General features: G+C 67.8%; 9 protein-coding genes. 2 read left to right on the top strand and 7 right to left on the bottom strand.

The window, feature by feature from the left end:
* Positions 1 to 13: 13 nt before the first annotated feature.
* A complete protein-coding gene (locus tag ACQY5G_RS04850) occupies positions 14 to 1,360 on the bottom strand; it encodes a sodium-dependent transporter (RefSeq protein ID WP_428277528.1) in 1,347 nt (448 codons plus the stop codon).
* A gap of 102 nt (positions 1,361 to 1,462) precedes the next feature.
* Positions 1,463 to 2,680 carry an ATP-binding protein gene (locus tag ACQY5G_RS04845; protein ID WP_428277526.1) on the bottom strand — a complete coding sequence of 406 codons (1,218 nt, stop codon included), beginning with the start codon at positions 2,678 to 2,680 and terminating at the stop codon, positions 1,463 to 1,465.
* Positions 2,681 to 2,885: 205 nt separating this feature from the next.
* Here ACQY5G_RS04845 and ACQY5G_RS04840 point away from each other — a divergent pair, with 205 nt between their 5' ends.
* Both ACQY5G_RS04840 and ACQY5G_RS04835 read left to right on the top strand, forming a co-directional pair.
* The gene (locus ACQY5G_RS04840; RefSeq protein WP_428277524.1) at positions 2,886 to 3,872 is read left to right on the top strand and encodes a threonine ammonia-lyase; all 987 of its coding nucleotides are present in this window, start codon (positions 2,886 to 2,888) and stop codon (positions 3,870 to 3,872) included.
* A gap of 35 nt (positions 3,873 to 3,907) precedes the next feature.
* On the top strand, positions 3,908 to 6,148 hold the full coding sequence (locus tag ACQY5G_RS04835) for a DUF5916 domain-containing protein (RefSeq protein WP_428277522.1): 2,241 nt from the start codon (positions 3,908 to 3,910) through the stop codon (positions 6,146 to 6,148).
* Between the two features lie 4 nt (positions 6,149 to 6,152).
* On the opposite strand, the gene ACQY5G_RS04830 is transcribed toward ACQY5G_RS04835, so the two are convergent.
* The 5 genes from ACQY5G_RS04830 to ACQY5G_RS04810 all read right to left on the bottom strand — a co-directional run bounded on the left by ACQY5G_RS04830 (position 6,153) and on the right by ACQY5G_RS04810 (position 12,150).
* Positions 6,153 to 7,160: an SDR family oxidoreductase gene (locus tag ACQY5G_RS04830; RefSeq protein ID WP_428277521.1), complete on the bottom strand. Its 1,008-nt coding sequence runs from the start codon at positions 7,158 to 7,160 to the stop codon at positions 6,153 to 6,155.
* 10 nt (positions 7,161 to 7,170) lie between these two features.
* Entirely contained in the window at positions 7,171 to 8,310 is a 1,140-nt protein-coding gene (locus ACQY5G_RS04825; RefSeq protein ID WP_428277520.1) for a tetratricopeptide repeat protein, read from the bottom strand.
* Between the two features lie 48 nt (positions 8,311 to 8,358).
* Positions 8,359 to 9,507 (bottom strand): 6-bladed beta-propeller, encoded by a 1,149-nt coding sequence (locus ACQY5G_RS04820; RefSeq protein WP_428277518.1) that lies wholly within the window; start codon positions 9,505 to 9,507, stop codon positions 8,359 to 8,361.
* A 77-nt stretch (positions 9,508 to 9,584) separates the two neighbouring features.
* Positions 9,585 to 10,634, bottom strand: coding sequence for a hypothetical protein (locus tag ACQY5G_RS04815; RefSeq protein WP_428277516.1), 1,050 nt, complete (start codon positions 10,632 to 10,634; stop codon positions 9,585 to 9,587).
* A 76-nt stretch (positions 10,635 to 10,710) separates the two neighbouring features.
* The gene (locus tag ACQY5G_RS04810) at positions 10,711 to 12,150 is read right to left on the bottom strand and encodes an amidohydrolase family protein (RefSeq protein WP_428277514.1); all 1,440 of its coding nucleotides are present in this window, start codon (positions 12,148 to 12,150) and stop codon (positions 10,711 to 10,713) included.
* Positions 12,151 to 12,299: the final 149 nt, after the last annotated feature.

Raw genomic sequence — 12,299 nt, 5'->3', positions numbered from 1 at the left:
CTGCGACACCACACTAGCCGGCGATCACGCGGATCGTCTGCCGCAGCGCGATCCAGCTCACGTACGCCAGCAGAGGCGGCGCCACGTAGCGAATCAGGAAGCGCGCCGTCGGAATCAGGCGCGCGAACCGTGGCGAGGCCCCGATCCGGAGTTCCTCCTCCGGGTGCTTCATCACCCATCCCACGAGCACCGCGATGGCGAGTACGCCGAGCACCGTGAGGAGTTCCGCCGCCACCTGATCCATGATTCCCAGTGCGCCGAGGGAGAGCGCCGGCGCGATACCGACCGCCGCGATCAGGAAGCCCGAGGTCAGCGTCGCCCTGCGTCGCGTCCAGCCCCGTTCGTCGATAAGGATCGAGGCCGCAACCTCGAGCAGGGAGACCGCCGAGGTGATCGCCGCCACGATCACGGCGACGAAGAACAGCGTCCCCACGACCCGGCCCAGCGCCTCCATCTGCGCGAACGCGCTCGGGAGCGAGATGAAGAGGACGCCCAGCGTGCTCTCCCCCACATCCTCCGAAAGCCCGAGTCCGAAGACGATCGGAAAGACGACGAGCCCCGCGACGAAGGCGACGGAGAAGTCCGAGAGCGCGATCACGGCGCTTTCGCGGCCGAGGTTGGTGCGCTTCGAGAGATAGGAGGAATAGGTGACCATGATCCCCATCCCCACGCTCAGCGAATAGAAGGCGTGGGCGGCCGCGCCCTGCAGCACGACGGGATCCAGCAGTTCGCTCAGCGAGGGAGAGAGGTAGAAACGGTATCCCTCCGCCGCGCCCGGCAGCGTTGCGGCCCAGACCGCGAGGCCGATGAGGAGGAGGAAGAGGAGCGGCATGAGCAGCATGCTCGCCCGCTCGATCCCCTTGCGGACGCCGAACACCACGATTCCCACCGTCGCGGCGATCGACACCAGGTGGAAGACGACCGCCGAGGGTCCGGACGCGACCGACGCGTAGCGCCCGGCGGCATCGGCATGGAATCCAGTCGTCAGGCCATCGAGCGCGTACCGCAGCGCCCAGCCCGTGATGACGGACAGGTAGGCCATGATGACGGTCGACGTCACGAGGAAGAGGAGTCCCGCCGCGGCCCAGCGCCTGCCGCCGACCGAGCGCAGGGCGCCGATGGCCGACTGCCGCGCGCGCCGGCCCACCGCGAACTCGGCCAGCATCATCGGCACGCCGATGAGAAACGCCATGCAGACGTAGGCCACGAGGAAGGCCGCGCCTCCGCCCTCCGCCGTCTGATAGGGGAAGCGCCACATATTCCCCAGCCCGACGGCGGACCCCACCGCCGCAAGCACGAAGCCGGCGCGGGTGCCGAAGCGCTCGCGCGCAGGCTTGGGGGTGTCCGGTGACGGGTTCAACTGGCCGATTCCTGGCTGGTTGTGTTTCGCGGGGGGCGCGTTGAGTGTCGCCGCGCGATGCCTCCAGCCGCAAGGTTGGCGCCGCCAGCCAGCCGGCCGTGGCTAGAGTTCGGAGAATCCGGCGGCGGTGACTCCGCCCCCGAGTGGAAGGCGGCCATCGCCGGCGTGGACCAGGTACGCCGGGCCCACCCGGCCCTCCAGATCCCGTTGGAGCGTGCGCAGCGAGACGGCCATCGCCGGGCGAGGCGTCGCACTCTTCTTCACCTCGACGGGAATGAGCTTCGTCCCGGCCTCGACCAGAAAGTCGACCTCGGCGCCCGCGGCCGTGCGCCAGAAATACACCTGGGGGCTCAACCCCCGGTTGGTGAGCGTCTTGATGATCTCGCCCACAACGGCCGTCTCCATCAGGGATCCCGCCATCGGGCCCGCCGCCGCGTGTTCCGGATCCCTCAGACCGGTCAGGTGGCAGAGTGTGCCGGTATCCGCGAAGTAGACCTTCGGAGTCTTGACCAACCGCTTGCCGATGTTGGCGAAATAGGGCCGTACAACGAAGACCTGGTGGGTCGCCTCCAGGACCGACAGCCACGCCTTGGCGGTGTTCACGGCCACGCCCAGGTCGCGCGCCAGGTCGCTCAGATTCAGGAGTTGTCCGCTCCGTGCGGCCAGGGCGCGGAGGAAATTCTGGAACTGCGTGAGATCGCCGACCTGCCGCAGGCTTCGCACGTCGCGCTCCAGATACGTCTGCGTATAGCTCGCATGCCAGAGCTGGATGTTCCGCCCGGGGTTTGCCACCAACTCCGGATATCCGCCCCGCAGGAATTCCCGCCAGAGGTCCCTCGGAGAGAGGGCCCGCTGGACGCCGGTACCCTGCTCCGCTTCCCAGGCGAGAGGCGCTTCCAGGTTACCGAAGGCCTCACGTCGAGACATCGGGAGCAACCGGAGAATCGCGGCTCGCCCCGCCAGCGACTCCGTGACCCTTTCGATCAGCAGCAGGTTCTGGGATCCGGTCAGGATGAACTGCCCGGCCTCATCGCGAGCCTCGTCGATCATCTCCTTGAGATACGGCAGCAATTCCGGCGCATACTGAATCTCGTCGAAGATCACCGGTGGAGAGAAACGATCCAGGAACGAGCGCGGATCCTCGAGAGCGACGGCACGAATATCGGGAAGCTCAAGCGAGACGTACGCGTACTCCCGCCCGAACAGATGCTTGAGCAGCGTCGTCTTCCCCGCCTGCCTCGGCCCCGTGAGTACCACGGCGGGGAACTGCGTGGCAGCTTGCTTTAGGACGGGTTCCAGAGCTCGCTTCAGGTATGTCATCACGCCCCTCTGTTGCTGCAATTTTGCATTTCAAATGCAACATTGCAAGAAAATCCGGTTGCGGGACGAGTCGGGAGGCCGGCGGAGCCCGTTGCGTGTCCACTCCGTTTCGGGGATTATCGACCACGCTTCCGGCGGATCCGGAGGCGGATCCGGACGAAGACCGGGTCGGCCACCCCGCACCCACCCGAGAGAGACGGCCCGAGTGACGCCACACGTCGAGATCCCCGGACTCACGCTGACCCTCGAGGACTTCGAGCGCGCGCGGGAGCACGTCGCGCCGCACGTCTACCACACCCCGCTTCTCACGTCGCGCTCGCTGAGCGACGCCTCCGGGTTCGACATCCGGCTCAAGGCCGAACTCTTCCAGCGCGGGGGGTCGTACAAGGTGCGGGGGCCGCTGAACGTGATGGCGCACATGAGCGAAGAGGAGAAGGCGCGGGGCATCATCTGCTCCTCCGCCGGGAACCACGCGCAGGGCGTCGCGCTGGCGGCCCGCCTGTACGGGATTCCCGCCGTCGTCGTGATGGCGGAGAACGCGACTCCGGCAAAGGTCGCGGCCACGGAGGGATACGGCGCGGAGGTCGTGCTCCACGGATCGATCTGGGACGAGGCGAACGAGCGGGCGCTGGAACTCGTCGAGGAGCGCGGACTCACGTACGTGCACCCGTTCGACAACCCGCGGCTGATCGCGGGCCAGGGCACGCTCGGCCTCGAGATTCTCGAGGACTGGCCGGAGGTCGAAGTCGTCGTCATCCCCATCGGCGGGGGCGGTCTCATCTCCGGCAATTCGATGGCGCTGAAGGGCGCGAACCCCGATATCCGCGTGATCGGGGTGGAATCATCGGGAGCGCCGGCGATGAAGCGCACCGTCGAATCCGGCGAGATGGTCACGCTTGAGACGGTGGACTGCGTGATCGACGGGCTGAAGGTGATGCGGGTCGGCGACAACACGGCGTCCGTCGTGAGCCGCTTCGTGGAGCGCGTCGTCACGCTTTCCGACGAGGACATCTTCGACGCCATGCTGTGGCTGATGACGCGGGCGAAGCTCGTGACCGAGGGAGCGGCCGCGGCGTCGGTCGCCGCCGTCCTCCACGGCCTCATCGACGCCCCGCAGGGGACGAAAGTCGCGTGTGTTCTCAGCGGCGGGAATCTCGACGTCGAACAGTTGCGGGGGCTGAGCTGGAACTGAACGGGTCGCCGCCGAGCAGTCCCCGGGCACCCGGCATGGCGGGCGGATACGGTCTTCGCTTCGTTCAGTTCATCCTCCTGTTCGGATCGCTGGCGCCGGCCGGCGCCATGGCACAGGAGCCGGGTCGGGAGGGACCCGCCCGGATCGCGGTGGAGTCCGCGCCGCGCCCGACGGCCGCGGCCCTGCGCACGGATGCGCCGCCCACCGTGGACGGCCGCCTCGACGATGCCGTCTGGCAGCAGGCTCAACCCCTGACCGGATTCGTCCAGTCCCGTCCCGACACCGGGGCGCCCGCCACCGAGAACACCGTCGTCTACTTCGCGTACGACGACCGGGCCCTCTACATCGGCGCGATCTGCCACGACTCGGAGCCCGACCGCTACTTCATCTCCAGCCTGAAGCAGGATTTCAACAGCGGGTCATCGGACGTCTTCGGCGTGGCGCTCGACACGTACCTCGATCGCCGCAACGGGTTCATGTTCCTCGTGAATCCCGGCGGAGCGCTCAAAGACGTCCAGCTCTTCGACGACAGCCGCTCCGAGAACCAGGCGTGGGAAGGGCCCATCCGGGTCGAGACGACGCGGCACGACGAGGGCTGGACGGTGGAGATCGAGATCCCCTTCTCCACGCTCCGCTTCAATCCCTCGGAGGAGGACCAGACCTGGGGACTCCAGATCCTGCGCCGCATCCGGCGGAAGGCGGAGGACACCTTCTGGGCGCCGCTCGACCGGCGCGACCAGATCCACAAGATGTCGAAGGCGGGGACGCTGACCGGATTCCAGGGAGTGGGGCCGGGACTCAACCTGCGGGTGAAGCCCTACGCCCTCGCGCAGGACCAGACGGGGACGCTGATCGAGGAAGGGCGCGCCGGCACCCAGGCCGACATCGGGTTCGATGTGAAGTACGGGGTCACGCCGGGGCTTACGCTCGACCTCACGTACAACACGGACTTCGCCCAGGTCGAGGTCGACCAGGAGCAGGTCAACCTGACCCGCTTCCCGCTCTTCTTCCCGGAAAAACGGGATTTCTTCGTCGAGAACTCCGGCACCTTCGCCTTCGGCGACCAGTCGGAGCGCAGCTACCGGACCGGCGTCTCGCTGCGCGACCTCACCCTCTTCCACTCGCGCCGCATCGGACTCACGGGACGGGGGGAGCCGATCCCCATCCTCGGCGGCGCGCGGCTCACGGGCCGGACGGGCGGGTTCGAGGTCGGCCTCATGAACCTCCAGACCCGGTCCGGCCGCGGCCTCCCGGCCGAGAACTTCTCGGTCATGCGGGCGCGCCGGAGCGTGTTCGGGACGTCGGACGTGGGGGCGATCTTCATCAACCGGGAGGCGACCGGCTCGGACATCGAGGGACATCCCGCCTTCAACCGCAACATCGGGTTCGACGCGAACCTCAGGCCGCTGCCGTCGCTGCTCTTCGCTCCGTTCCTGGCCTGGACCGACTCGCCGAGTGCCGACGGGAACACGCTTGCGGGCCGGATGTGGGTCGGTTGGCGCGACGAACTGTGGGACGTGTCCGCGCTGTGGCGCCACGTGGGAGAGGACTTCAACCCGACGGTGGGCTTCGTGCGCCGGCGCGACATCCGCCAGAGCTACGCGACGGTGGGGCTCCACCCGCGGCCTCCGGTGCCCGGCGTGCAGGAGGTCAATCCGTACATCGAGATCGACCACATCCAGGATCTCGAGTCCGTTCTCGTGACCCGGAGGCGGACGGCGGGATTCGGGATCTCGTTCCTGAACGGGAGTGGGCTCTCGGTGGACTACACGGACCGGTTCGAACTCCTGCGGGAGCCCTTCCGCGTTTCATCCGATGGGACGGTCCCCATCGGGCGCTACAACTTCGGTTCGGGTTCCGTGCAGTACCGGTCGGCGCCGGGCCGGGCGCTGACGGGGTTCGTCCGGGTCGAGCGCGGCGGGTTCTTCGACGGGACGCTCACGTCGCTTTCGGGCGGCCTCATGTGGCGGCCGAGCCATCACCTTTCCGTCGATCTCTCGGCGAACCACAACGACATCTCGCTCCCGGACGGGGAGTTCACGGCGGACGTCTTCGGGGGTCGCGTCGACTACGGCTTCTCGACGAAGGTCTTCGCGAGCGCCTTCGTCCAGTACAATGCGGCCGAGGACCAGTTCGTGACGAACGTGCGCTTCAACTACCTGTATTCACCGCTCAGCGACATCTTCATCGTCTACACCGAGCGCCGGGATCTGGACGCCGGCATGACCGTCGAGCGCGTCCTCGCCGCGAAGGTGTCGAAGTCCATCGGCTTCTGACCCGCTACTCGTGGCGGGCGAGCCAGGTGCGGAGGCGCTCGGCCTCGTCCTCGGCGGACGGGTCGAGTTCGGCCTGGTAGAGTCGGCTGCGGACGACGAAGACGTCCATCTCGTCCGGCGGTGCGTCCCGTTCGACGATTCCTCGCACCTTGCGCAGGAAGAACGTGCCCCAGTCGGGCCGGCGTCCGTCGATGTCGGTGAAACCGTACTCTTTCGCCAAGCCCCAACTCGAGAACAGCCCGCCGCTCTTCGCCGCGACGTTCGGGTCGGCGGCGAGGGCGGCGATGGCGCGGCCGACGTAGCACGGGGTTTCGGACTCGACGAAGTACTCGTCCTTCTCGATCGCGTCGCGCCAGTCGGCCTCGGTGACTCCGAAGTGGTCGAGCACGGCCTCGGAGCGCAGGAATCCGGGGGTGATCGCCAACGCCGTCACGCCGTGCGCCTGGAGGTCGGCGGCCATGGCGTAGGCGAGCCGGACGACCGCGTTCTTCGCCAAATCGTAGAACAGGTTGCCGCGGTAGCCGAACGTGTCGCCGTCGGTGACCTCGACGATGAGGCCGGCGTTGCGCTCGACCATCAGCGGGGCGCCGTATCGGCTCGTGATGACGTGCGTGTGGACGGCCCGCTCCAGCATCTGCTCGCCCTGCGCGATGGAGAGTTCCCAGAAGGGCTTCCCCCACTCCGTCAGCGCATCGCCGCCCCAGATGTCGTTCACGAGGACGTCGAGCCGGCCCGCCTCGGCGCGGACTCGGGCGAAGAGTTGCTCGACTTCGGATTCGACCGTGTGGTCGGCGCGGACGGCGATGCCGCGGCCTCCCTCCGCCGTCACCAGCTCCGCCGTCTCCTCCAGCGTCTCGGGGCGTCCGGGCGTGGCGGGCCGACCCTGCACGCTGCGGCCGGTGCAGTAGACGGTGGCGCCCGCCTCGCCGAGCATGCGGGCGATGCCGCGGCCGGCGCCGCGCGTCGCGCCGGCGACGACGGCCACCCGGTCCTTCAGCGGACGGTCCGGCATCCCGTCTGCGTCAGAAGCGGAGGCGGACGAGCGGGACGTGCCAGGCGTTGTGCCGTCGCCCGTTCCGCCCGGGATCGAAGACGGTGGTCGGGAAGGGCAGCGGCAGGCCCACCGCAAGCGGTTCTCCCTCGGACCAGTTCAGGAGAGCCGGAGGCGACAAACCGGACGCCGCGCGGGCGGCGCTCGACTCTCCTGCGGGCGCGCCCTCCGATTCCCGGGTCAAAAGGACTCCGACGCCCAGGCCCGCGAGACTCGTCGCGAGCGGAATCGCGAAGTCGCCGCTGGTGCTGCCCGGCTTCGTGATGAGGACGACGCCGACACCGCCGAAGCCGCCGATCAGACCTCCGAGACTGATCAGGTGCGCGCGACGGGAGGAGAGGTCGAACCGGCTCCCGGCCAGCGCGCCGGCGATCAGGCCCGCGTTGCCCACGAGCAGCGTGCTCGCCCACATCGCCTCGTCGTCCAGATCCAGCGCCGTCGCTCCCCCGAGTCCGAACCACGTGCCCCAAAGGCTGCCGAGGTACGTCGCGGCGGCCGTACCTTCCGTGGCTTCGCGGGAGAGGAGGCCGGCCGTGACGATGCCGGCCAATCCGCCGGCCAGTGCCGCGGCCACGGCCTCTTTCCGGCCCGGCTCGCAGTACTCGCAGCCGGCCTTGGCGCCCAGATTCAGTGCGTTCGCCCAGCCCACGCCCTGCCACGTGCCCCACGTGCCGGCCCAACTGATCGTGCGCGAACGTCCCACCGAGAGGGAACGCGAGAACACGCGGCCGGCCAGGTAGCCCGTGGGCCCGCCGAGCAGCAGACCCGCGCCGTAGGGCTCGGAGCCGCTCGCATCCGCGAGCATCGGCACCGCGACGCCGAGCCACAGCCCGTACATCGTGGACCAGACGCGGAACTCCGTGTCGCCGCGCCGATCCTGCGGGGCGCCGCCCGGAGCCCGCACCGCCGGCGTCCGGCCCTCCGGCGCCCCCAACCCTTCCAGCCATGCCCGGGCCAGCGCCGCAGCCGGCGTGCCGGGGTAGCGGCGGACGACTTCCTCATACAGGGCCCGGGCGACCTCGAGTTCGCCGCGCTCCTCGAAATCGGCTGCGGTCGCGACGAGCACGGCTGCGGAATCGGCAGTTGTGACCTGGGCCGTCGCGGATGGCACGAAGACGGCCCCCAAAATCACGCACATGCACGCCAAACGCACCATCCGTCAGTCCGTGCCGCGGTCGACGAGATGGATGACCAGTCGTTCCACATCCAGGGCGTCGCGGGCCACGCCGACGAGTCGATCCTCCGTGATGTGCAGTGGAATGACCCCATCCGGCATCTGAACCGTGTCGGTCACCTCTCCGCCGGGGCCGACGATTCTCCATGTGCCGCCCGCGCCCGGGCGCAGGGGACCGCCCAGCCAAAGTGCGTCGACCGACGGATCGTACACCTTGACCCAGAGCTGTCCGGCGCCGTCCGCGAGCAGACCTCCGATCTGGGGTATCTCATCCGGCGGCGGAAGTCGATCCATCAGCTGCAGAAACAGCCCCTCGTCACGTCTTCGAAGCTCGGTCCCGAGAAACGACCACGCCTCGTCAGGCGAGAGATCGACGCTCGGTACCGAGACCGTTGGGTGGAGGCCGCGGTCGGGATCGAGGCGCCCTACATGCGGCTCATACCCGTCCACCGCGAATACCGAGTCCCCGAGCACCGCGACACGGGGGATCGGCGTGAAGGGCAGGGGCGAACCGACCAGCCTTCGAAAGCCGCGCAGTTGCCCGACAAGACCCCGAGGCGTCCCATCGAGGCCGAAGCGCCCCAATATCCATTGATCCGCCACGACACCCTGTCGACCGCGCCCCCCGCGGACTGACGCCAATATCACATCGTCATCGCCGAACGATCCGAGAAACACCCCCGGATTCCTGGACATCCCGGCCTGCCGCTCGGTCTCCACCCGCTCCGCGCTCACGAGTTCGCCGTCCGGCAAGAACGTCGTGATGCGCAGGTTCTCCGCATCCCAGACCCCGATCCTCTGGTCCGACAGCAGCCAGATCGCGCTGATCGCGCTGAACTCCCCCGGGCCTTCGCCGCGCCCTCCCACGCTGTGCAGGAACCTTCCATCCGGCCCGTACATCCGGAGTTCCGTGAGTTCTCCGTCGGCCACCGCCACTCGTCCGTCATCCAGCAGAACCGCATCCGTTATCGCACTGAACAGGTAGGCGTCCTGCCCCTCCGCGCCGCCGACCTCCATCAGCGGCTCGTCACTCACCCGAATCCGCCCCGGCGCCTGCGCTTCCAGGCCTGCGCCCCACAGGAACGACAGGAGACCGCAGGCGACCGCGGCTCCACCGACCCACCAGTTCGACATACGTCGCCGTCCCGAATCGCTCCAGCAGTCGAAACACTCCAGATCGGTCTCGTCCGGGCAACCCGAGAGGTTACGTATCATGAGTCGTCTCCCATTCTCGGCTTGAGAGCGGTCACGATTGGGTACAACCCGCCACGGCGGGATAACGCATATACGGTGCCATCCTCGGCGAGTACGACATCGCTCGCTCCAGGAGTGGCAACGGAGTGGATATACAGACCCGTCGTGAGGTCGTACAGGTCCAGCATCCTGTTGCGGTCCGGGCTCCGACCCTCGAAGAACACGGCGAGGGTATCTCCTTTGACCGACAGAGTCGATCCTGAGGACGGCACTCGAGGGAGGCGCCGGGTCGTCGTAGTCGTAGCGCCCTCCGTCACAACGGTCACGGTCATGACTGGAAAACTCGTGTGCTCCACGTACGGGTAGGCTGCGACCGAGTCGCCCCGGATCACGTACCAGCCGTTGCCGACGTCAAACCCGAGTACCCATGCGTCTTCGCTCCAAGAGACGGCGTCTCCCGTCCTCTGCATCCAGTCAAGGCGTTCCCACTCGACCGATGGACTGGCCAGCCGAGCCTTTATCTCGCCGTCTTCGTCGACAATCAGTAGCGACGGCTCGCCGTTCGTGTATAGCGCGTATCCACCGTCGACAGTCGCGATTCCGTCAACGTAGCTGGCCTCAATGATCAATGGCACTTCTTGGACCAGGTTTCCTTCCGGGTCAAGCCGGACGAGTCGGCCATTCGTATGGTCCGCTAGCACAACCCCACCGTCGCGGTCCTCGGAGAGTGCGCGGACATCCATGAACTCGCCCGGTCCCTGGCCTCGCCTCCCTCTCACCCAGGCGACCCTACCAGCGTCGTCGATGTGTATGGCCCGGCTTGCAGCCAAATCGAACACATAGACGCCTCCGTGTGGTGCAGGTACGATCTCCCCCGGCATTTGCAGGACAGTGTCGTCTACGCTCCCATAGGTCCAAAGAGTATCGAACACCACGGATGCGAATCGCCGCGGCACATTATCGGCCTCGCTCCAGATATTGACGGGCTCCACTTCGGTAGGCCTCCCCGGATTGCAAGCCATCGAAAGTGGCAGCAGGAGCACGATGATTCCGGCGCGACGTTTCATGACAACCGATCTCGTCGTAGACGCATGATGAATTCCGCTCCATCCGGTGCTCTGCGAGTTGACCCGGGACGGCGCGTCAGCGAATGCCGACGATGCCGCGGACCGAGTCGATCAGTTTGGGCGCGTCCCAGCCCACGCCGCCCTTGAACACGATGCGCGTCTCGCGGATGTGGCCGTCCGCCTCGGGGTCGCCTTCCAGCACGACGAGGTCCGCGACCTTTCCGACCTCGATCGTCCCCGTCTCGTCGTCGATTCCCAGCACGCTGGCGCCGTTCGCGCTCATGATCCGCACGACCTCGGCGGGCGTGAATCCGGCCTCGAGCAGCAGTTCGTAGTTCTTCTGGTCGCCGTAGCCCGGGGGCGCCGCGCCGTACCCGGTCGGGTCGACGCCGGCCGCGAGCGTCCCTCCGGCCTGCACGAAGGCGTACTCGTACTCGAGCGCCTTTTGGTAGACGTCGGGGTGGATCCCGATCCCGGAGTCGAGCGTCGCGTTGCGTCGCAGGTTCGCGATCTCCCGCACCTCCGCCGCGATCTCCGGGGCGAGGATGTCGTAGATCCGCTCGTCGATCGGGCCACGGCCGGGGACGGAGATCTCGTAGACCGCGAGCGTCGAGGTCATCGCGACGTCGTTCTCGATCATCATGCGGAACGTCTCCTGCACCTCCTCGGAGTTCACATCGAGGTCGCCGTAGCCGTTCCGGAACCCGGATGGGCAGTCGTCCGGCTCTTTCCCCGTGAAGTACTCGCTGTTCGCGAGCAGGCCATGCTCCAGGTTGTCGATCCCGAGCGCCACCGCCTCCCTGTATCCGACCGAGCAGAGGTGGGCCGTCACCTTCACGCCGTGCCGGTGCGCCTCGTCGATCGCCGCGCCGAGTTCCTCGCGGCTGATCCACGTGTACGCCTTGAACCAGGGCACGCCCTCCTCCGCCCAGTAGCGGACGAGGCGGCGGGCCTGCTCCGGCCCCTCGAGCTGGGCCATCGACTGCGAGCCCTCCTGTCCGGTGAGGTAGGGACCGGTCGTGAACATGTTGGGACCGATGGCACGCCCCTCGTCGATCGCGCGCTTGAGGTTGATCTCCTCGTACGGCGCGCGGGCGCCGGTCGTCCGGATCGTCGTCACGCCGGACGCGAGGTAGAGTCGCGACCCCGAGAAGGAGAGCTGCGCCGCCCGTCCGTTCCCGCCCGTGTAGTAGCTGTGGTTGTGGAGCCCGATGAGACCCGGGATGACAGTGTGGCCTTCGAGGTCGAGGACCTGCGCGTTGCGAATCCGCCCCGCGACCTCATCGGTGGGGCCGATATCGGCGATGCGGCCGTCCTGGATGACGATGGTCTGCCCCTCGCGGGCGGGGCCTCCGGTCCCGTCGATCACCTTGACGTTCGTGAGCGCGACGGTGGGCGCCTGCACCGCGATGAAGTCCTCCATCGCTTCCTGGGCCTGCATTTCGATGGACAGCGGCCCCCCGGCGGCGAGCGCCCCGGCGAGAGCGAGCAGGGAACGGCGGCGGACGGTCATCATGAGAACTTCCTTTCGCACGGCGGGGTGTCTACAGATCCAGGACGAGCCGCAGTCCGGCTTCGACCCGACTCACGCCATTCTTCGGCGACGGATCGGGCCTGGGCCCGGCGGAGAGCAGGATCGACTTCGCTGGAGAGGTCCGCGTACAC

This window comes from Candidatus Palauibacter sp., from assembly GCF_965261555.1.
In the GTDB taxonomy this organism is placed as follows: Bacteria; Gemmatimonadota; Gemmatimonadetes; order Palauibacterales; family Palauibacteraceae; genus Palauibacter.
The sequence above is the reverse complement of the archived record's forward strand: the minus strand, read 5'-3'. Positions and strand labels throughout refer to the sequence as shown.